20 protein-coding genes are annotated in these 20,547 nt (G+C 71.7%); 11 read left to right on the forward strand and 9 right to left on the reverse strand.

The features are described from left to right. The first annotated feature begins 38 nt into the window (after window positions 1-38). Together AB0G47_RS10620 and AB0G47_RS10625 are read left to right on the forward strand one after the other, a co-directional pair. Window positions 39-1,247: a hypothetical protein gene (locus tag AB0G47_RS10620; protein ID WP_360766726.1), complete on the forward strand. Its 1,209-nt coding sequence runs from the start codon at window positions 39-41 to the stop codon at window positions 1,245-1,247. Further along, complete coding sequence (locus AB0G47_RS10625) at window positions 1,235-2,503, forward strand: hypothetical protein (protein ID WP_360766729.1); 1,269 nt, start codon at window positions 1,235-1,237, stop codon at window positions 2,501-2,503. Before AB0G47_RS10620 ends, AB0G47_RS10625 begins: the two co-directional genes overlap by 13 nt. 20 nt (window positions 2,504-2,523) lie before the next feature. On the opposite strand, the gene AB0G47_RS10630 is transcribed toward AB0G47_RS10625, so the two are convergent. Continuing rightward, the gene (locus AB0G47_RS10630; protein WP_360766732.1) at window positions 2,524-3,222 is read right to left on the reverse strand and encodes a pyridoxamine 5'-phosphate oxidase family protein; all 699 of its coding nucleotides are present in this window, start codon (window positions 3,220-3,222) and stop codon (window positions 2,524-2,526) included. Between the two features lie 186 nt (window positions 3,223-3,408). Here AB0G47_RS10630 and AB0G47_RS10635 point away from each other — a divergent pair, with 186 nt between their 5' ends. The 3 genes from AB0G47_RS10635 (at window position 3,409) to AB0G47_RS10645 (ending at window position 8,532) form a co-directional block, all read left to right on the forward strand. Further along, entirely contained in the window at window positions 3,409-6,303 is a 2,895-nt protein-coding gene (locus AB0G47_RS10635; RefSeq protein ID WP_360766735.1) for a glycoside hydrolase family 2 TIM barrel-domain containing protein, read from the forward strand. Between the two features lie 61 nt (window positions 6,304-6,364). After that, a complete protein-coding gene (locus AB0G47_RS10640; protein ID WP_360766738.1) occupies window positions 6,365-7,747 on the forward strand; it encodes a hypothetical protein in 1,383 nt (460 codons plus the stop codon). Between the two features lie 38 nt (window positions 7,748-7,785). Further along, entirely contained in the window at window positions 7,786-8,532 is a 747-nt protein-coding gene (locus tag AB0G47_RS10645; protein ID WP_360766741.1) for a hypothetical protein, read from the forward strand. A 6-nt stretch (window positions 8,533-8,538) separates the two neighbouring features. Here AB0G47_RS10645 and AB0G47_RS10650 read toward each other — a convergent pair whose 3' ends face one another. Together AB0G47_RS10650 and AB0G47_RS10655 are read right to left on the reverse strand one after the other, a co-directional pair. Beyond that, the gene (locus AB0G47_RS10650; protein ID WP_360766744.1) at window positions 8,539-8,973 is read right to left on the reverse strand and encodes an NUDIX hydrolase; all 435 of its coding nucleotides are present in this window, start codon (window positions 8,971-8,973) and stop codon (window positions 8,539-8,541) included. A gap of 37 nt (window positions 8,974-9,010) precedes the next feature. Further along, window positions 9,011-9,670 (reverse strand): DUF4389 domain-containing protein, encoded by a 660-nt coding sequence (locus tag AB0G47_RS10655; RefSeq protein WP_360766747.1) that lies wholly within the window; start codon window positions 9,668-9,670, stop codon window positions 9,011-9,013. Window positions 9,671-9,816: 146 nt separating this feature from the next. Here AB0G47_RS10655 and AB0G47_RS10660 point away from each other — a divergent pair, with 146 nt between their 5' ends. After that, on the forward strand, window positions 9,817-10,215 hold the full coding sequence (locus AB0G47_RS10660) for a VOC family protein (RefSeq protein ID WP_360766883.1): 399 nt from the start codon (window positions 9,817-9,819) through the stop codon (window positions 10,213-10,215). 48 nt (window positions 10,216-10,263) lie between these two features. On the opposite strand, the gene AB0G47_RS10665 is transcribed toward AB0G47_RS10660, so the two are convergent. Then, a complete protein-coding gene (locus tag AB0G47_RS10665) occupies window positions 10,264-10,980 on the reverse strand; it encodes a helix-turn-helix domain-containing protein (RefSeq protein ID WP_360766750.1) in 717 nt (238 codons plus the stop codon). Between the two features lie 10 nt (window positions 10,981-10,990). Continuing rightward, a complete protein-coding gene (locus tag AB0G47_RS10670) occupies window positions 10,991-11,929 on the reverse strand; it encodes an AraC family transcriptional regulator (RefSeq protein ID WP_360766753.1) in 939 nt (312 codons plus the stop codon). A gap of 80 nt (window positions 11,930-12,009) precedes the next feature. On the opposite strand from AB0G47_RS10670, the gene AB0G47_RS10675 reads away from it, so the two are divergent. Continuing rightward, on the forward strand, window positions 12,010-12,876 hold the full coding sequence (locus tag AB0G47_RS10675) for an NAD(P)H-binding protein (protein WP_360766756.1): 867 nt from the start codon (window positions 12,010-12,012) through the stop codon (window positions 12,874-12,876). Between the two features lie 300 nt (window positions 12,877-13,176). On the opposite strand, the gene AB0G47_RS10680 is transcribed toward AB0G47_RS10675, so the two are convergent. Beyond that, window positions 13,177-14,319, reverse strand: a complete 1,143-nt coding sequence (locus AB0G47_RS10680) for a YihY/virulence factor BrkB family protein (protein WP_360766759.1) — start codon at window positions 14,317-14,319, stop codon at window positions 13,177-13,179. 17 nt (window positions 14,320-14,336) lie between these two features. Between AB0G47_RS10680 and AB0G47_RS10685 the strand changes: the two genes are divergently transcribed. Continuing rightward, on the forward strand, window positions 14,337-15,974 hold the full coding sequence (locus AB0G47_RS10685; RefSeq protein ID WP_360766762.1) for an acyl-CoA dehydrogenase family protein: 1,638 nt from the start codon (window positions 14,337-14,339) through the stop codon (window positions 15,972-15,974). A gap of 242 nt (window positions 15,975-16,216) precedes the next feature. After that, a complete protein-coding gene (locus AB0G47_RS10690) occupies window positions 16,217-17,503 on the forward strand; it encodes a GAF domain-containing protein (RefSeq protein WP_360766765.1) in 1,287 nt (428 codons plus the stop codon). Window positions 17,504-17,583: 80 nt separating this feature from the next. Here the strand turns inward: AB0G47_RS10690 and AB0G47_RS10695 are convergent, their stop codons facing one another. Further along, window positions 17,584-18,609: a M36 family metallopeptidase gene (locus tag AB0G47_RS10695; protein WP_360766768.1), complete on the reverse strand. Its 1,026-nt coding sequence runs from the start codon at window positions 18,607-18,609 to the stop codon at window positions 17,584-17,586. A 109-nt stretch (window positions 18,610-18,718) separates the two neighbouring features. On the opposite strand from AB0G47_RS10695, the gene AB0G47_RS10700 reads away from it, so the two are divergent. Next, complete coding sequence (locus tag AB0G47_RS10700) at window positions 18,719-19,282, forward strand: GNAT family N-acetyltransferase (RefSeq protein ID WP_360766771.1); 564 nt, start codon at window positions 18,719-18,721, stop codon at window positions 19,280-19,282. 27 nt (window positions 19,283-19,309) lie between these two features. Here AB0G47_RS10700 and AB0G47_RS10705 read toward each other — a convergent pair whose 3' ends face one another. Continuing rightward, window positions 19,310-19,816: a hypothetical protein gene (locus AB0G47_RS10705; RefSeq protein WP_360766773.1), complete on the reverse strand. Its 507-nt coding sequence runs from the start codon at window positions 19,814-19,816 to the stop codon at window positions 19,310-19,312. A gap of 229 nt (window positions 19,817-20,045) precedes the next feature. Next, the gene (locus AB0G47_RS10710; RefSeq protein ID WP_360766775.1) at window positions 20,046-20,282 is read right to left on the reverse strand and encodes a hypothetical protein; all 237 of its coding nucleotides are present in this window, start codon (window positions 20,280-20,282) and stop codon (window positions 20,046-20,048) included. A gap of 82 nt (window positions 20,283-20,364) precedes the next feature. On the opposite strand from AB0G47_RS10710, the gene AB0G47_RS10715 reads away from it, so the two are divergent. Beyond that, window positions 20,365-20,448 carry a putative leader peptide gene (locus tag AB0G47_RS10715; RefSeq protein WP_323178717.1) on the forward strand — a complete coding sequence of 28 codons (84 nt, stop codon included), beginning with the start codon at window positions 20,365-20,367 and terminating at the stop codon, window positions 20,446-20,448. Window positions 20,449-20,547 lie beyond the last annotated feature (99 nt).

Here is a 20,547-nt window from a genome sequence, read left to right on the forward strand (position 1 = left end):
TCGCTCTCCTGATCATGTACACGGGGAGGGAGAGCGCCATGCCCAAGCTGCGTGACGTCCGCAGGCGTACGTGGCTGCTTGTCGCCGGGGTGACGGTGCTCGCCGTCGCCGCGGGCACCGGGATCGCGGTGTCGCGGTCGGTGGCACACACCGAGCAACTGGCCGCGGACAAGGAGCGGTTGGCGAAGGCGTGCGCGGGCCTGCTGCCCGAAGGTGTGGGCCACCTGCTGCCGGACGACACCGCGGGTGAGCTGCGCGAGTACGGCACGATGTTGCGGCCGGGGCAGCCCAGCAGGTCGCTGCTCGACTGCACCGTGCGGTGGGGCGAGGAGGAGCCGGTGGTCCGGGTGCGGGCCGAGGCCCTGCTCGGCCCGGCCGATGCGCCCGGCGGCGGGTTCGCGCTGCCGCTGCCGAGCAGCGCGCTCGGCGGCTCCGCCGGCTCTGAGGGCATCGGCCCCGAGCAGGTGTCGGCGACCCTCCTGGCGTCCTGCCCGAAGGGGCTCACCGGGCGGGTCCGGCCGTCGAAGGACCTGCTGGTGTCCGTGGATGTGCCCTCGTCGGCCGACAGCTCCATCGACGTACCGAAGAGCGATCGGCTCCTCGCGTCCCGTACGGCGGTGCGCGCCGCCGACTGGGTGAGCCGCGAACAGGGTTGCGGCGGGCAGCCGTTGAAGGCGGGCAGGAGCGCCGACGGCTCCGCGCTCTGCGACTGGTTCTCGCCCAAGGCGCTGAAGTTCACGCCGGGCCGCTGGCGGTTCGACGGCAACGACACGACGTACAGCGAGCGCGCGGGCTCCTGTGCCGGCCAGTGGGACGACACCGCGGGCCTGGCCGGGGAGCGGAAGGTCAAGGCCGCGAGCGCGGAGAGCTGGTCGGGGGTCGTCGGGACGGGCGCGTACGAGCGGCATGGCGACTCCGGTGATGTGCCGGGCGGCAACGAGAGCACCCACAAGCCCGACGCCGACGGGCAGTTGAGGATCGAGTCGTCGGGCGACGACCCGCGGCTCGCGCTCTGGGCACGGTCGGCGTGCGACGCCGGGCCGACCTACCACCGTGTCTCGGTGGTGCCCGCCTTCAACTTCCGGTACGAGGACACGGTCGTCCTCGACAAGAAGGACCGGCGGCGGCTCTCCGCACAGGCGCGTGCCGTGCTCGACCGCTATCTGGCGGCGGAGGACGGCTGGCCGCGGCGTACGCACTGCCGGAACACCAAGATCATGGGAGAGGTGGAGGAGTGGCAGGGCTGACCTGGCGGTCCGGCGCGGGACGGAAGCTGACCGCAGCGGCCGGGGCGGTGCTCGCCCTCGCGCTGCTCGCGGGCGGCTGGTTCTGGTTCGGCGGGGGCTACGACCGCTGGGCGACGCAGCGGCAGATCGACGGGGCCTGCGACGGTGTGCTGCCCTCCGCCGAGGTGCGTGACGTGCTCGGCGAGGGGCCATACGACGACGGCCCCGACACCGACAACCGCACGGAGGGCGAACTCGCCGACGCCTCGCTGCGGGTGGAGTGCTCGCTGCTGCGCAAGGTCGAAGTGGGCACGGGCAAGCCAACGCGGCACGGCTCGCTCGAGGTCAGTGTGCGCGCGGTGCCGGAGCGGCGTGCGAAGGACGACGACGGTCCCGCCGCGCGGCAGCAGCGGCGCGAGGACTACCTCGGGCAGGACGGCGGGGTGTATCCGAACGTGGGCGGCGTGCTGCCGCCTGCCGCGCTCGGCCAGGGGTGGAACAGCACCTTCGCCGCCGGCGACGGATTCTCCGGCGCCGGCGCCACCACCTCGGTCCTGCTCGACTGCGCGCGTGGCCGCGGCGGACTGCTCGTCACGGTCAGGGCCGAGGACGAGGGGGCCGGCGCCGAGGACCCTGCGGTGCGTACCGCGTTCGCCCGGACGGCCACCGCCACGGCCGCGAACGCCTCCGCCCACTGGGGCTGCGACGCCGACCTGGGCAAGCGTCCGCGTACGGTGCCGCTCGACGTGAACGAGGACGAGAGCGTGCCGCTGGCCGATGCCACCGCGTCCTGCGAGGGCGTTCCGGGGCGTGGCTCAGCCGTCTCGCGGGCCTGGGAGGGCGCGCGGCGCGGGACGCCCGTCGAGATGTGCGTCGTCGGCGCCGGGCCGGTGGACGCGGAAGGGCGGCCGGTGCCCCGGACGTCGTCGGACATCAGCGGCCAGTACCGCCTCAGCGCCTTCTACGGCCCGTACGCGCAGGACGAGCGGTACGGCTACCTGGAACGCCACGACTACCTGGAGCCGGACCGGATGCTGGGCGTGGCCCCGGCCGGGCCCCTCGTGTTCGGCGGGTACTGGGCGAGCGCGGAGTGTGAGAAGGGCGGCGAGCGGGCCCTGTTCACGGTCGAGCCGCCGGGCTCCGGATCCCACTCGTACGGCAGCGACAAGCAGGACAAGCCCACCGCCGCCGACCGTGCCTACGAGCGCGCCGCCCTGAAGGCGTTCGCCAAGCGCTCGGCGAAGGCGCACGGCTGCAAGGCCCCCGTGCAGCCGTGAGCCGACCTCGCTGACCTCTGTCAGCCCTGCCGGGTCCCGCCGCGCTCCGCGATGTGCGGCGGGACCCCGATGCCCGGGGCGAGCGCCGGGTCCGGCACCGGGGTGCCCCAACTGGCCGTCAGGGGAAGGTTTCCGGCCCAGACGCCGAGCGCGGCGTCCGGTCCTTCGCCGTCGTCCGGCGGGCCCACGCTCGTCTTGACGGACGCCTCCTCCAGCGAGAGGGCGAGCAGGGTCGTCGCGGCGAGTTCCTTGCGGCTCGGGCGCCGCGCGTAGTCCCACTGGCCGGGCGTCGCGTGCTCGGTCAGCAGCCGCAGGCCCCGCAGCTTCTGCTCCGGTTCTGTGACCTTGCGCGGTACGCCGTAGATCATCGCGCTGCGGTAGTTCACACCGTGCTCGAAGACCGAGCGGGCCAGGATCAGGCCGTCGACATGGGTCACGGTCACACAGATCTCGGCGTCCGGGTCGGCGGCCATGCTGCGGCTCGCGACCGAGCCGTGCAGATACAGATGGGTGTCGTCGCGGCCGTACACGGTGGGGACCACCATGGGGTGGCCGTCGACGACGACGCCCAGGTGGCAGACGAATCCCGCGTCGAGGATCGCTTCGAGCTCCGCACGCTCGAGGCCGCCCTGCTCGCGCAGCCTGCTGTGGCGGGTGCGGCCGGTCTGCGGGAGCCGGGCGGGCAGGGTCGCGGGCGGGGACGGCTGGCTGGTGGTCATACTCGGGGAGGCTACCGATATCGCGCCCGTAGTGCCATGCCTCAGATGATTTCCACTGAGCGAGCAACTGCATTCGACGAAATCCGCACCCAGCGCGTCATTCGTCCAAATAGCTCGCCGAGAATCCAACAACCCCCGCCGTGTGAGTGTTGTGAGGCCCCGCCTCGCCGCTGTCTGATGGAAACCATGGATCTCCCCTATTACGAGGACGTATCCCCCGGTTCCGGCTGCCTCCCGCCCCGCGCGTGGTACGCGCGGTCGGACGCCGCCTCCCTCTCCCTGAACGGCAGTTGGCGCTTCCGTCTCGCCGCCACCGCCGGTGACACCGACGACTCCTTCGCCTCCGACGGGTACGACGCCGCCTCCTGGGACGACATCGCCGTGCCCGGCACCTGGGCGCTCCAGGGCCATGGCACCCCCGCCTACACCAACGTGAACTATCCCTTCCCGGTCGACCCGCCCCGCGTGCCGACCGAGAACCCCACCGGCGACCACCTGCGCGTCTTCGACCTGCCGGACGACTGGCCCGCGGACGGCGGGAGCGTGCTCCGCTTCGACGGTGTCGAGTCCTGCGCCCGCGTCTGGCTGAACGGCACGGACATCGGCGAGTTCAAGGGGTCCCGGCTGCCGCACGAGTTCGCCGTGGGACAACTGCTGCGCCGTGCCGGCAACGTCCTCGCGGTCCGGGTCCACCAGTGGTCGTCCGGTTCCTACCTGGAGGACCAGGACCAGTGGTGGCTGCCGGGCATCTTCCGCGACGTGACGCTGCTGCACCGCCCCGAGGGCTGCGCGCTCGACTTCTTCACCCATGCCTCGTACGACCATCGCGCGGGGACGGGCACGCTGCGGGTCGCGTCCGACGTGGCGGGGCGGGTCACCGTGCCCGAGCTGGGCATCGACGTCGCGACCGGCGACACGGTGACGGTGGCCGTCGAGCCGTGGACGGCCGAGACGCCCCGCCTGTACGACGGGGTGCTCACCACGGCGGGCGAGCGGATCCCGCTGCGGATCGGCTTCCGCACGGTCGCCGTCGAGGACGGTGTCATCAAGGTCAACGGCCGCCGCATCCTCTTCCGGGGCGTGAACCGGCACGAGTTCCACCCGGAGACGGGCCGCACCCTCGACCACGCCACGATGCGCAGCGACGTCCTCCTGATGAAGCAGCACAACATCAACGCGGTCCGCACCAGCCACTATCCGCCGCACCCGGCCTTCCTCGACCTCTGCGACGAGCTGGGCCTGTGGGTCATCGACGAGTGCGATCTGGAGACCCACGGCTTCACCGTCCAGGACTGGCGCGCCAACCCCGTCGACGACGACCGCTGGACGCCCGCCCTCCTGGACCGGGCGGCCCGCATGGTCGAGCGCGACAAGAACCACGCCTCGGTGATCATCTGGTCCCTTGGCAACGAGTGCGGCACGGGCCGCGGCCTGACCGCGATGGCCCGCTGGATCCGCGAGCGGGACGCCGACCGCCTGATCCACTACGAGGGCGACCGGTCCTGCGCGGACACCGACATGTACTCACGCATGTACGCCGATCACGCCGAGGTCGAGCGGATCGGCCGCGGGGAGGACGACGACGGACCGGCCGCACGCCGTCAACTGCCCTTCATCCTCTGCGAGTACGGGCACGCGATGGGCAACGGCCCCGGCGGCCTGAGCGAGTACCAGAAGCTCTTCGAGGCGCACGAGCGCAACCAGGGCGGCTTCATCTGGGAGTGGATCGACCACGGCATCGCACACCCGGAGTTCGGCTTCGCCTACGGCGGCGACTTCGGCGAGGAACTGCACGACGGGAACTTCGTCTGCGACGGGCTGCTCTTCCCCGACCGGACGCCGTCGCCGGGCCTGACGGACTACAAGGCGGTCATCCAGCCGGTGCGTTTCGCGTACGACGGGGCGGCGGGGACGGTGCGGATCACCAATCTGCACGACTTCGCCGACCTCTCCCACCTGGGCTTCGAGTGGACGTACGTGAGCGACGACGACGCGGCGGGCGAGAGCGGCGAACTGGCCGTGCCGAAGGACCTCGCGGCGGGCGAATCCGTCGAACTCAAGCTGCCGGACGTGCCGTTGGCGTCCCGTGACATCGAGACACGGCTGCACCTCACGGCCGCGGTGTCGGTGGAGACGAACTGGACGAAGCTCGATCACGTCGTCGCGCGGGCCGACTTCCCCGTCGTGCCGCGCCCCGTCACCCGCCCGGCGACCGGAGCACGCCCCACGCCCGACACGGGCCCCGTCACGCTCGGCCGCGTCATCCTCGGCCCCGGCACCTTCGACGCCCGCACCGGCGAGCTGCACACCCTCGGCTCCATCCCGCTGCGGGCCGCCCCGCGTCTGGACGTCTGGCGTGCCCCCACCGACAACGACGACGGAGCCTCCTGGCAGTCCGACCGGCGCAACGGCGTGCTCTGGCGCGGGCTCGGCCTGCACCGCATGCAACACCGCCTGGACTCCGTCGAGTTGACCGACGACGCGCTCACCGTCCGCACCCGCGTGGCGCCCGCCGCGCGCGACATCGGCCTGCGCACCGTGTACCGCTGGACGTCCGACGGCTCCCGGCTGCGGCTCACGGTCTCCGTGGCGCCCGAGGGCGAGTGGCCGGTGCCGCTGCCCCGGCTCGGCGTCCGGCTCGGCCTTCCCGCCGCGTACGGGTACGCGCACTGGTTCGGCGGCGGGCCCGGCGAGGCGTATCCGGACACGGCGGCGGCCTCCGTCATCGGCAGGCACTTCATGCCGGTCGACCGGATGCAGACCCCCTACGTCCGCCCGCAGGAGAACGGCGCCCGCGCGGACGTCCGCTGGGCCGAGCTGCGGACCGCCTTCGCCGGCGACGGCGTACGCGTCGATGGCGATCCGGCGTTCTGGTTCACGGCGCGGCGCTGGACGACGGAGCAGCTGGACGCGGCCAGGTACCGCACGGATCTCGTCGCCGGCGACACCGTGTGGGTCCATCTCGACCACGGCCAGCAAGGCATCGGTTCGCAGTCCTGCGGGCCCGGCGTGCTGCCCCCGCACGAACTCCACGCCGCTCCCGCGGAGTTCGCCTTCACCTTCACCGGGGTATCCGGGTGACTCAGCACTAGACTGGAGTCAACGACGAACCACGTGCCGCCTTGGGGGGAGGGAGCACCCCTTGTCACAACCGCGGCTGGGCCGCGGCCCGTTGCGGCCACCGGCCACACCTCCTCCCCCGCCGGACGACTCCCGCCCCAGCCGCTTCGTGGGCTGGCTGGGCGGCTTCGGCTGCGCGGCCGCGGGGTACGCGGTGTTCCAGTCCCTGGTGGGCGTGTTGCCGGAGGCGATATCCGGCGACACGGCCCGCTATGGCATCGCGGCGGTCAGCGGCATCGGGACGGGCGTCGCCGCCTGGCTCGCGGCGGCGCTGATCCGGGCCAGGGCCGGGGCGGACACCACCATCCGCGTCCCTGAACCCCGTACTCCCGCCGCCGTCGCGCCCGCCCCCGGACCGCTGCCGCACCTGATGGCGGCCACCCACAGGACGCTCACCGCCGAGCTCGCCGACTTCGACGACCCGGAGCGCGGCCGCCTCACCGGCTGGGCGCACGCGCTCGACGAGCCGACCCTGCCGGTGCGGCCCACGCCGACCGGCACCGCGTACGGCCTGCACATCGCGCTCGAACTCGGCCTGCCCGACGGCCGGTTGCGCACGTCCGAGCTGGTGGAGACCCTGTGGCGGCTGCGCCTCGCGGACGGCGGCTGGGCGGCCCGCTCACAGGGCTCCACACCGCGCCCCGAGGTGACCGCGCTTGTGCTCGGTGCGCTCGCGCGGGCGGGCGCGGACCCGGTGCGGCTCGCGGCGGAGGCGACGCAGTGCGCGGCGCGCTTCACCGAGGAGCTGGAGCCCTCGGGGCTCGGCAGGACCCATGTCGTGACGACGATGCTGCGCGGCCTGCTGCGGGCGGCGCCGGACTCGCCCGCCCCGGCGCGGCTGCGGGCCGAGCTGGTCGACCGGACGATCACCGACCCCGACCGCGAGCACCGGCGCTGCTGGGGCCCGGCCCTGCGCGCCCCCGTCACGCGCCCGTCCTCCGTGCACACCGCCCAGGCGGTGGTCGCGCTCGACCGCGCGGCACGGGTGCTCGGCGAGGACAGCAACACACGGGCCGCCCGCGAGGACGGCATCCGCTGGCTGCTCGCCTGCCCGACGCCGGACCACGAGGACTGCGCCGACCTGCGCAACACCCAGGAGGAGGTGCGCCGCCCGCACCCCGTCGACTCCTGGCGCCAAGAGGTCCTCGCCGTACGGCACTTCACCGCCGCCTGGATGGTGCGGGCGCTGCTCACGCCGGACGCCTGGGAGATCGCCGCGGACGAGGGCCGCGAGGAGGCATGGCGTTCGCTGCTCTCCGGTGCGGTGGGCGCGGTGTGGCGGCAGCAGGACGACGGGATCTGGAACTGGGACGGGTTCGATCTCGGCCGCCCGATGTGGATGACCTATCAAGGCCTTTCGGCGCTGCGGGCACATGCCGTATGGATGTATCAGCCGGGTAGGTGATCCCCCGGCGCGCTCGCGACCAGGGGGAGGGTGACCGCATGGGTGGTCGGCATGTGCACGGGGCCCGGCGGCTGCTCGAAGGGACCCTGGAGGGGCTGCCCGAGGAGGACCTGGTGCGGGCGGCACGCACGGTCGTCGCCCGGCTCGGCGCACCCGAGCGGCTCCCGGCCCTGGTGCGCGAGCTGGCGACGGGCGTCGGCGACCCCGCGGGGTGCGCGCTCCTCTCGTACCGCCATGTGCTCGGCTTCGACAAGCTGCTCTTGGTCGACGGCGGTCCCCGGCACATGCTGCGTGCCCACATCTGGCATCCGGGCACCCGCGCGACGGGCCGCGAGGACATCCACAACCACCGTTCCCCGCTTGCCTCTTACGTGGTGCGGGGCACCCTCGGCATGGAGCTGTACGAGCCGGTGGAGGACGCGGGCGGCGGCGGGCTCGCGGCGTCCTGGTACCGCGAGTCCCTGTCGGACGAGGAGGGCCACTGGCTCCTGGAACCGGCCGGCCCCGCGCGGCTGCGGCTCACGCAGAACGCCGAGTACGCGGCGGGCAGCGGCTACAGCCTTCCGTCGTACGCGCTGCACCGGGCGTGGTGCGCTGCGCCGGAGACGACGGTGACGCTGTTCCTGGAGACCGGGTCGGGGCGGCGTACCTACACGGACGTGTTCGCCGAGGCCGAGGCGGAGGCCGACGCGGGCGGCCGCGCGGAGGCGGTCGCCAAACGGCCGATGGAGGTCAAGGAGTATCTGGCGGAACTGGAGTCGCTGGCGGCCCTGATCAGCCGGTAGGAGGGCTCAGCGCCAGGAGCTGAACGCCGTCGCGCTGAACGCCTGCTCCACGATGTCCCGGTTGTAGTCGTCGATCTCGACCGTGCCGATGTCGGCGGGCGCGAGCCAGCGGTACTCCTGATCGGGCAGCGGAAGGGACACGTCGAAAGTGAGCGGCCTGACAAGGAAGTTGTCCTGCCAGTTCTTCACCTCGTGCCCGCGATAGCGGCTGACGAAGGACGACTCGCCGACCTTGCGCAGCACCTCGCCGAGCAGCCCGGTCTCCTCCTTGAGCTCCCGCAGCACACCCGCGCCCGGACTCTCGTCCGGATCGAGCTTCCCGCAGGGAACGCCCCACACCCGAGGCAGGAAACGCTCCGTCTCGCTGCGCCGCACGAGCAGCACACGGCCTCGGTGGGCCACGACGGCAGCCGCCAGTCGGTTGTCGCTCGGCAAGTCCATGGCTCCCACCGTAGCGAGGATTCGCGGACCGGGACAGTCAGCCAAGGGGCTCCCGCTCCCCCTGATCGAGGCGGTACGGCGGATACACGTCCGTGAGCAGCAGGCCGTACGCCATGACGCGCGCGACCCAGCGGTGCAGACCGATGTTGAGGTCGTACATGCCCCTCGGGTAGCGGCCCGTGAAGAGCAGCGAGACGCCGGCGTAGAAGGCGAGGAGCCCGGCGAGCCCGCCGTTGAAGCGGTAGCCGCCCGACATCAGCGCGGCCACCAGGAGCTGGGGCAGGACGAGCAGCCAGCTCTTGACGAGGACCAGACCGCGGGAGAGGTGCTCGGGGTACGCGATGTCCAGGTGGGCCGGATAGTCGGGGACGTCCCGCAGCGTGAAGGGCGGATAGCGGTCGGTGCCGAGCGATCCGTACGCGTAGTACTCGACGCGCCAACTCCAGCGCAGCACACCGACGTTGAAGTCGAACAGCGCCCGTGGATAGCCGCCGGTGATCAGAACCGCGAAGAACGCGACGACGGTGACCAGCAAGAACCCGATCCAGAGGAAGAGCAGCACGACGTAGTGCGGTATCGCGAGCAGCCACTTCACCAGCCAGAGCCAGCGGGACAGCGCGGGGGCGTAATCGGCCTCCAGGCGTACGGGGCTGAGCGGGTACTTGCTGGGTGCGGTCGCCGTGGGCATGGCGCACATGTCGGTCATCTCCCGTGTCGGCCCGTACGTGCCTTCTCTGCACATGTACGACCGTGAGCGGGCGGCGGCAAGGAGTGGCGCGGCGTCCGTTTCCTTCAAGACCGGGGCCGGGGCCGCTGCCTACGCTGCGAGGCATGAACACGAACATCACACCCCGCTTCGATCTCGTCGGCCTCGTCGTCTCGGACATGGCCGCCGCCCTTGAATTCTACCGCCGCCTCGGCCTCGACTTCCCGGCCGGATCCGACCGCCAACCGCATGTGGAGGCGGCACTGCCGGGCGGTCTGCGGATCGCCTTCGACACGGAGGACACCATCCGCTCGTTCGTCCAGGACTGGGAGCCGCCGCAGGGCGCGAGCCGCATCGGTCTCGCCTTCCACTGCGAGACACCCGAGGGCGTCGACGCCGCCTACGCGGAGCTGACCGGGGCGGGATATCGCAGTGAGCTCAAGCCGTTCGACGCGGTGTGGGGGCAGCGGTACGCCACCGTTCTGGACCCGGACGGCAATGGCGTGGACCTGTTCGCTCCGCTGGGTTCGCGGTGATGGATCCGCGCGCCCGGTGGGGGCTTGTCGCGCAGTTCCCCGCGCCCCTTAACGGGCGCGCAACCGTCCGCGCAGTAGTTCGCCCAGCGGCATTCCCGTCAACTCCTTGACGTCGCGGGCCAGATGGGCCTGGTCGGCGAAGCCGGCGACGGCGGCGGTCTGCGCGTACGGCATTCCTTCCCAGGCCAGGGCGAGTGCGCGCTGCAGTCGCAGCACCCGGCCGAGGGTCTTGGGGCCGTAGCCGAACGCGGCGAGTGAACGCCGGTGCAGGAGGCGGGTGTTGACGCCCGCCTCGGCGGCGGTCGCCGCGATGCTCTGCCCCGCCTCAAGGGCCTTGACGACGTACGTGATCAGCGGGTCGGGCGGCTCCGCGCGGCCCGCGCGCTCCAGGGCGAGGGACTCAAGGGCGACCACCGGGTCCCGGGCCGCGTCCATCCGCTCGGTCAGCCTGCGCGCCTCGGCGGACGGCCACAGGTCGGTCAACTCGACGCGCCGGTCGCGTAGTTCGTGCGCGGGGACGCCGAGGAAGGCGGGGGCGGTGCCGGGGTAGAAGCGGATGCCGACGTAACGGTCGGCGGCCGACTCCGGGCCCGGGTGGTACGCGCGGGTGTCAGGGCCCGCGACCAGGAGTCTGCCGCCGGACCAGAGGAGGTCCATGCAGCCGTCGGGCAGGACGGGCCGCACGCTGTGGGCGTCGCCGGCGCCGGTGCGGGTCCACAGCACCGCACCCGCCACGCGGGACGGCCGCTCGGCGTAATACACCATGCCTGCCACGCTACGCCGCTCGTGACCGGTGTTCCTGGGGGCTGACCCCGTACACCCGCTTGAAGGCGCTGGACAGGGCGAACGCGCTGCCGTACCCGACGCGGCGGGCGATCGCGGCGATCGTCTGCTCGCCGTCCCGCAGCAGATCGGCGGCGAGCGCGAGCCGCCAGCCCGTCAGATACGCCATCGGCGGCTCGCCCACGAGCTCGGTGAACCGCCGGGCGAGCGCGGCGCGCGAGACCCCCGCCTTCGCGGCGAGCGCGGCGATGGTCCAAGGGTGCGCCGGGTCGTCCTGGAGCAGCCGGATCGCCTGCCCCACGACCGGATCGCCCATCGCCTTGTACCAGGCGGGGGCCGCCGCCTCCGGCCGCGAGAACCAGGCGCGCAGCGAGGCGATCATCAGCAGGTCGAGCAGCCGGTCGAGGACGACGTCCTGGCCCGGCTCGTCCTTGGCGATCTCGTCGGCGAGCAGCGGGGTGAGCGGGCAGTCCCACACGTCGGTGGGCAGCACGAGCAGCGGGGGCAGCGCGTCGAGGAGCCGTCCGGTGATCTCGCCACGCGCCTGATAGGTCCCGATCAGCATCTCGACGGGGCTGTCGAGCGACTGCCCCCAGGCCCGCAGACCCAGATCCTTGTACTGCCCGAACGGGGCGCCGCCCAGCGGCACGCAGCGCTCGCCCGGCTGGATCTCGGCGAGCGGTCGCGTCGCCGGGTCGTCGGCGCAGGTGTAGTGGTCGGGGCCGCGGGCGATGGCGACGTCGCCGGGACGGATCAGCTGGGGCGCGGCCCCGTCCTCGGGCACGATCCAGGCATTGCCACGGACCATGATCATTACCGAGAGCGGCGCTTCGTCCGCGATGCGGACCGACCAGGGCGGTTCGAAGCACGCCCGGATCATGAAGGCTCCCCGCGCGCGCGGGCCCTCCAGCAAGCCTGCGAGTACGTCCATACGGGAAGCGTAGACGCACGCGTATGGGGGTGAGCCCCTGACGGATGGTTCCTTGTGGCGCGCGGCAGTTCACTGAAGTCATGACAGAGAACGCGTTGAACACGCAGCAGTTGGACACGCAGAACAAGACGGTGTTGGTCACGGGCGCTTCCGGCAAGACCGGGCGCCGGGTCGCGGAGGCCGCCGAGGCGGCCGGGTTCACGGTGCGGGCCGCTTCGCGGTCGGGCGCGGTGCGCTTCGACTGGTACGACCCCACGACGTGGGAGGAGGCGCTGCGGGGCGCCGACGCGGCGTACCTCGCGTACCAGCCGGACGTGGGGGCGCCCGGCGCGGGCGACGCGGTGGGAGCGCTGGCCCGGCAGGCGGTGGCGCTCGGTGTACGCCGGATCGTGCTGCTCTCGGCACGGGGCGAGGAGCAGGCGGAGCCGGCCGAGCGGGCGGTGCGGGAGTCCGGCGCGCAGTGGACGGTCGTGCGGGCCAGCTGGTTCGCCCAGAACCTCAGCGAGGGTCCGCTCCTCGACGGGATGCGGGCCGGGGAGCTGGTGTTCCCTGCCGGGGAGGTGCTCGAACCGTTCATCGACACGCGGGACATCGCGGATGTGGTGGTGGCGGTGCTGGGCGCGGCGGACGACCGCTACACGGGGCAGGTGGTGGAGGTGTCCGGGGGACGCTTGCTGTCGTTCCGGGACGCGGTGGCGGAGATTTCGGCGGCTGCGGGGCGGGAGATTCGGTACGTGCCGGTTTCCGCCCGGGAGTACGGGGGTGCTCTCACGGAGTACGGGGTGCCGGCGGAGGAGGCGGAATTCCTGATCGAACTCTTCGAGACGAATCTGGATGGGCGCAATGCGCACCTCTCCGAGGGGGTGCAGCGGATTCTGGGGCGCGCCCCGCGTGACTTCGCGGATTTCGCCAGGGAGCACGCGGAACTGGGCATCTGGAAGGCGTGACTCTTCCCCAACCCCACCCCTACCCGAATCCTTTCCGGCTCCGCCGGCCGCGAGGTGACCGCAGATCACCGGCTCCGCCGAGTTCGTCCTCAAACGCCGGACGGGCTGAAGGGTGGGCGGGCAACTGCGGAGATTCGGGTGGGCGGGCGGGAAAGCTTTCGCCGCGAAGCGGCGGTACGGCGGCGCAGCCGACGACGGCGGGTGGGCAGACCGGGCCGCTGCGGGGCAATCGGGTGGGTGGGCGGGAAAGATTCGCCGCGTAGCGGGGGTCTGGGGCGGAGCCCCAGTGCCGAGCCACCCCTACTCCGGCGGCGGCTCCTCCTCGCCCCCGTTCCGCTTCGCATGCGTCCGCAGCCGCGACGACACATCATCCGGCGGAAGGAACTTCGACCAGCGCTCGGGGAACTCGGACGGCATGTCCGGGTCGTCCGGGTCCTGGGAGGCCTCCCGCGCGGCCGCCGCGCGGGCCACCACCTCCGCCGCCCGCGCCTCCCGGATCCGCTCGTTCGCGGCCCGCGCCGCCGCCGTGGCGACGGACGGCCACACCCGGTCGATCGCCGCGTTCACGGCGGCGCCCACAAGCACCGCGAACGCCGAGACGCCGATCCACAGCAGCACCGCCACCGGCGCCGCCAACGAGCCGTAGATCGTGGGGCCTTCGACCGTGCTGGTCAGGTAGATGCGGAGAAGGAAGCTGCCGAGGACCCACATGCCGAGGGCGATCAGCGCGCCCGGCATGTCCTCCACCCAGGGCGAGCGCACCGGCACGGACACGTGGTACAGCGTCGTGAGGAAGATGATCGACAGGAGTATCACCACCGGCCAGTACACGATCTGCACCACCGTCGTGGAGCCCGGCACCAGTTGGACCACCGCGTCGGGCCCCGCCACCATCAGCGGCAGCGCCACCGAGCCGATCAGCAGCGCCACGATGAAGAGCCCGAAGGCAAGCAGCCGGGTCTTGACGATGCCGCGCGCGCCGTCGAGGCCGTACATGACCGTGATCGTGTCGATGAAGACGTTCACCGCGCGCGAGCCCGACCACAGGGCGAACAGAAAGCCGATGGAGATGACATCGGGCCTGCCGACCCGCATCACGTCCTCCAGTATCGGCTGCGCGATCTGCCTGACGCCCCTGTCGGACAGGACCGTGCGGGACGCCTCCAGGATGTTGTTCTCCACGCTGGCGATCGTGTTCGCACCGGTCCAGCGGTCCACGTACGCGAGCAGCCCGATCAGGCTGAGCAGCAGCGGCGGCACGGAGAGGAGGGTGAAGAACGCCGCCTCGGCCGCCAGGCCCAGGATCCGGTATTCCACGCACGAGTTGACCGTGTCTTTGAGCAGCAGCCAGGCGGTCCTGCGCTTGGAGACGTTGCTGTAGAGAGCGCGGGCCCGGGTCCAGCGGCCCGACGACCGCCCGGGTGTTTCTTTTGCCTGGTGCACCTCCTTACCGTAGCGGCATGGCAGCCACCACCCACACCGTGACCAACCAGGCTCCGCCCCTGGTGGGATATGACGTCTTTACGGCGGACCGGGCACTTGTAGAGGGAATCGAACGGCATCTCGACCCCGCGCTGCTCAGTACCGCGCAGGAGCAACTCTCCGAACTCGGGCGCACGGCGGGCTCCGCGCAGGCGCGGGAATGGGGGTTCCTCGCCAATGAGAATCCGCCCGTTCTGCACACCCATGACCGATACGGCCATCGCGTCGACGAAGTCTCATTCCATCCCTCGTGGCACCGGCTCCTCGGAAAGGCCGTCTCGTCCGGCCTCACCACCGCCTGGGTGCGACCCGGCGGGCATCTGCGCCGCGCGGCCGGATTCCTGGTGTGGTCGCAGGTGGAGGCGGGTCACGGCTGCCCCGTGTCGATGACGCACGCGGCGGTTCCCGCGCTGCGCACCGACCCGGCGCTCGCCGCCGAGTGGGAGCCGAAGCTGACTTCTCTGGTGTACGACAAAGGTCTTCGGCCCGCATCCCAGAAGGCCGGTGTGCTCTTCGGCATGGGGATGACGGAGAAACAGGGCGGCAGCGACGTACGGACGAATACGACGCGTGCGCGGGCCCTTGCCGAGGAAGGCACCTATGAGCTGACGGGGCACAAGTGGTTCTGTTCCGCCCCTATGTCCGACGGATTTCTCGTGCTGGCGCAGACCGACGCGGGACTCACGTGTTTTCTCGTACCGCGTGTGCTCGCGGACGGAACGCGTAACGCCTTTGCCATTCAGCGGCTCAAGGACAAGCTGGGGAATAGGTCGAACGCGTCGAGCGAGGTCGAGTTCGACGGGACCTGGGCGCGCCGGGTCGGTGAGGAGGGGCGCGGGGTGCGCACCATCATCGAGATGGTGGCGGCGACGCGGCTCGACTGTGTCGTCGGCTCGGCGGCGATCATGCGGCAGTCCGTCGCGCAGGCCGTGCACCACGCCACGTACCGCGAGGCGTTCGGCGGCAAGCTCGTCGACAAGCCGCTGATGCGCAACGTCCTCGCGGATCTGGCCCTGGAGTCGGAGGCGGCCACGACGCTCGCGCTGCGGCTCGCGGCCGCGTACGACGACGGGAGCGAGCAGGAGCGGGCGTTCCTGCGGATCGCGGTGCCGGCCGCGAAGTACTGGGTGACGAAGCGGTGCACGCCGCACGCGGTGGAGGCGCTCGAAGTCCTCGGCGGCAACGGCTACGTCGAGGAGTCGGGGATGCCGCGGCTCCTTCGCGAGTCGCCGCTCAACTCGATCTGGGAGGGCTCGGGGAACGTACAGGCACTGGATGTGCTGCGGGCGCTGCAACGGGAGCCGCTCGCACTGAACGCCTTTCTCCAGGAGGTCGGTTCGGCCCGCGGCGCCGACTACCGCCTGGACGGCGCGATCAAGGGCCTGCTGACCGAACTGGCCGATCTGGAGGGCGTCGAGGCGCGGGCGCGGCGGCTCGTGGAGCGGATGGCGACGGTGCTGCAGGGCTCGCTGCTCGTGCGGTACGCGCCCCCGGAGGTGGCCGACGCGTTCTGCGCTTCGCGGCTCGGCGGGGACTGGGGCGCGGCGTTCGGGACGCTGCCGCACACGCTCGATCTGGCCGCCGTGGTGGAGCGTGCCGCCCCGCGCGAGGACTGACCGAGGGCACGGGGGTGGTGCTGCGCCGACACGGCACCACCCCCGCTTTCAGGCCCCGTTGAGGAGCGTGAACGCCGCGCGAACGGCGTTGGGCCAAGCTTCGACTCCCGCACGGCCGTTCGCGAGGGTTGCATGAGGTTGCAACTCAATTGTTTATTACCGAACTAATACCCTTGCGGGCGTCGAAGGGGCACGATTGAGTACGGCCCCGACGCACTGGTCTGTTCGGGAAGGACTCAGTGATGACCGCGACGTCGACGATCAATCTCGCGAGGATCTCCACCATGGACTGCACGCAGGCCGCGCGGCTGCTCGCGAATGTCCGCCACGCGGCGCTCTCCGGGCAGCGGCCGCGCGTGATGCCACGTCCGGTGATCGGTGAGTCCTGGGGCCGCATGCTGAACGACGGGGTCGATCCGGACCGGGACTTCAGGTCCCGGCTGCTCAGCGTCGAGGAGCTGGAGGAGCGACGCCGCACATCGCCCCTGGTGGAGGTCCTTCCGCTGCTGCGGAACGCGCTCGTCTCGGTGGCGGACGCGGCGCACCACATCATGGTGGTCTGTGACGCCGACGGCCGGGTCCTGTGGCGCGAGGGAAACTCCACGGTGCTGCGCCAGGCCGACTCGCTCGGCTTCGAACCGGGCGCCGACTGGGGCGAGAGCATCGTCGGCACGAACGGCATAGGCACACCGCTCGTGGTGCGCAGGCCCGTGCAGGTGTTCTCCGCCGAGCACTTCGTGGAGACCCACCACGCGTGGACGTGCACGGGCGCGCCCATCACCGATCCCCGCTCCGGCCGGCTCATCGGCGTCGTGGATGTCAGCGGCCCGCTCAACACGATGCATCCGGCGACGCTCGCCCTGGTCGACTCGGTGGCCAAGCTCGCCGAGGCACGGCTGCGGGAGAACCATCTGACGACGCTCGACCGGCTGCGGACGGTGGCCGCGCCGGTCCTCGCCCGGCTCGACGGGCGTGCCGTCGCGGTGGACGGCGACGGCTGGACGGCCGCGGTCACGGGGATGCCGCCGATGGACCGGATCTCCCTGCCCAAGTCCCTTGCCGCGGGCCACACTTGGCTGCCCTCGCTCGGCACCTGCGCGGTGGAGCCGCTGCCCGGCGGCTGGCTGCTGCGCGTCGAGGAGGAACCACGGCCGCTCGCCGCGACCCGCGTGGTCCTCGACGTGACCGGTCCGCGCCGCTGGTCGGTCACCGTCGAGGGCGGCGGCGTCGGCAGTTGGACCCACGAACTGAGCCCGCGCCACGCCGAGTTGCTCTACCTCCTCAGCACCCACCCGAAGGGGCGCAGCGCGTCGGACCTGGCCGAGGACATGTTCGGCGACCCGGCACGCACGGTGACGGTCCGCGCCGAACTGTCCCGCGTACGCCGCTACTTGGGCGGCCTGCTCGCCCACCGCCCGTACCGCTTCCCGGAGGACGTGGATGTCGAGGTGCTGCTGCCCGACCGCCCGGCGAACCTGCTCCCGCACTCGACGGCCCCCGCGGTGCGCAGGGCGCGCCGGAAGCCTTGAAGGCGGCGCCCCGAGGCGCCGGCCACGGTCCGCCACCGGGCAGAAGCCCGGCAACGAACCGCCCCGACGCACTCACTCACTCACACGCCGGGTATCTCCCGAGCCTGGAACGCCTTGCGCACCGCGTCCGCCGCGCCGTTGCCGTACATCTTCTGTGCGGTCGCGATCGTCGTCACGGCCGCGTCCTCGAAGCTGGTGTCGGGCGCGAAGCCGAACTGGGCGTTGACGATGATCCGGTCCGCGGTGCGGGCACCGAGCTCGCCGCGGATGTCGAAGAGCGCGCGGGACCAGATCTCACCGTCCGCGTGCACCTCGCCCTCGCGGTCGGCGTACGTCTTGTCGCTGTCGATGCGACGCAGGCAGTGCGGGGCGTCCGAGTACGAGACAGCGTCCCAGTCGGCGACACAGGCGAGGTCCGCCTTCGCGGGCCAGCCGTACTTGGCGTCCGCGTACGCGCCGACCGACACCGCCAGATAGTCGCCCCAGGCCTCGCCGATCGACCCCGCCTCCACGGAGGTGCCGAAGCCGGGCACCTGGGCGTGATGCACGGCGTGCCCGTACTCGTGGATGACGACCTCCGCGTCCTCGGCGTCGTCGACACCGCCCTTGCCGAAGCGGATCTCGGCCTTCTTGTCGGTGAAGTAGGAGTTGTCCGCACCCCACTGATTGATACGGACGGGCTGGGCGCGGTCGTTGGCACCCGGCAGCTCGGTCCCGAAGCCGAGACTCTGCAGATACTCCTGTGACTCATTGACCCAGAAGTAGGCCATGACCTGCTCGAACTGGTCGTCGTGGCGGCCGTACGTCCCGGCGTCGGCGACCTTGGCGGAGGCGCCGGTGTCGGATCTGACGTACGCCCACTTCCCGTTGAGCCCGCCGCTCGCGTCGAGATGGCGCAGGGCGGCGGTGGCGTAGGCGCTCTCGGGAACGGCGCTCGCGGAGTCCTTGGCGTCGGCGAGGGTCTGGTCCCCGGACGACTGGACGGGGTTGACCATGAAAACGCGGGCCTGCGGGTCGGCCGAGGCCGAAGCGGGTGCGGCGAGCGTCGCGAGGGCCACGGTGACGGTGGCCGCGGCGAGCAGGCCGCGGGGTGTGCGGCGGACCATGGAACATCCTCCAGGTAGAAGAATGCGGGGGGTGGCAGAGCGCTGCGGGATCTTCCCGCATCCCGGACCCCTTTGGCCAGGGTGCGCGGCTCATGATTCGCTGACCCGCATGAGCATCACTGTCACCACGTGGTCCCTGGAGCAGACCGCTCCCACCGATCTGCTGCCCGCAGCGGCGCCCGAGGGCGACGACGTACGGATCGTCCGGGCCGAGATCCCCTCCCCCGAGTTCAGCCGCTTCCTCTACGCCTCGGTCGGCGGCGACATCCGCTGGACGGACCGGCTCTCCCTCTCCTACGCCCAGTGGCAGGAGCACCTCGCGAAGCCGGGCGTCGAGACCTGGGTCGCGTACGAGAAGGGGACACCCGCGGGGTACGTGGAGCTGGAGGCGCAGGAGGACGGGGCCGTCGAGATCGTGTACTTCGGCCTGATCCCCGCCTTCCGGGGCCGCCGGATCGGCGGGTACCTCCTCTCGCAGGGCGTCCGCCGCGCCTGGGACCTGGCCGAGCGCTGGCCGGAGCTCACGCCGACGAAGCGGGTGTGGCTGCACACGTGCTCCAAGGACGGGGAGCACGCGATGGACAACTATCTGCGGCGCGGGTTCAAGCTTTTCGACACGAAGGTGGAGCAGGAGCCGGATGTGGCTGCGCCGGGGCCTTGGCCGGGGGCCTGAATCCGGTGCCGGGGACGCGGGGCGTGTTCAGGCGGGCGAGGGTTCGCCGCTCCGCAGTCCGGTGACGATCAGGCGGGCCACCTGACCGGCCATGTCCTTGGCCCGCCTGGCCCTGGCGTCTTTGACCATGCCGTGCAGCCATGCCGCGGCTCCGGCCGTCACGATCGCCCCGCACACCGCGACCGCGGCGGGCGCCAGCACGAGACCGCTGACCAGCAGCACCAGTTCCTCGAAGTCCGTGGGTCTCCCCCAGTCGAAGCTGAGGGCGAAGGGGACCGTCGCATAAGCGAAGTTCTCCGGATCCAAGAGCCCGTCGTTGAACCACAGGACGAACCAGCCGAAGACGAGTGCGCCCAGAGCGGCCCAGCCCAGACACGGAGGCCCCCACGGATCCATGCCCAGGGCCGCGAGCACCGCGCAGACTCCCGCCACTGCCGAGACGGCGAAGAGCAGGCCGACGACGAACCGGTAGTGCCAGCTCACGTCGAAGTCGTAGTCGGCGCCCCGCGGCGGTTCGGCGGAGGTCTCCCACACCTTGGGGGGGCACCCACTTGTCCTGGCACCTCAGCCCGAGTGCCAGGAGGCTGTCCCTCACCGGGAGCCGATCGAGCAGGTTCATCAGGTCCGCCGACATCGCTCCCTCCACGACGAACGCCCGGCGGATCAGAGGGGCGGCGTCGACCGACCCCCTGGAAGAGGAATGCCGCGGACAAGCAGCAGAGCCGCCACAAGCCGCACGTCCAGCCGCACCCAGGCCGTCAGCTCACCCTCCACGGCGGCTCGGCCGATCAGCGCGGCGACCGGCCTCGTGATGCCGGAGGTGCAGCTCGGCGGAGTACCGCCGCAGGGAGCGCCGCTCGCCGCCGCAGGTGAAGAGGAGCCTGCCGGGCAGTGCCTTCAGGCCGCCCGAGAAGGCATCCTTGAGTACGCCCGTGATCGCGGCCCCGAGTACCGCGAGGACGGTCACCGCCCCGGCGGGCACCTTAGTGACCCACGTCACTGTGTCTCATCAGGCGGGACGAGAGTGTCCAGATTACGGACACTGGTGGACTGGGTCTAAAGTCCCGTGACACGCTTCCGCCATGGATCGCACTGGAATTGCCTTGGTGAGTCGACGTCACGTCGATCTCTGCCGCATGTCCAGCGCCATGTGTCCGGCGAGCTGACAGCACCAGCGCCGACGACTCCCCCTGCTTGACCGATTTCTTGCGCACCGCCGCGCCCCTAGCGCGAAGTGTGCAGGTCAGAGCCGCCCTCAGCCCGCC

It is taken from the genome of Streptomyces sp. NPDC021622, assembly GCF_040640795.1.
Lineage (GTDB): Bacteria > Actinomycetota > Actinomycetes > Streptomycetales > Streptomycetaceae > Streptomyces.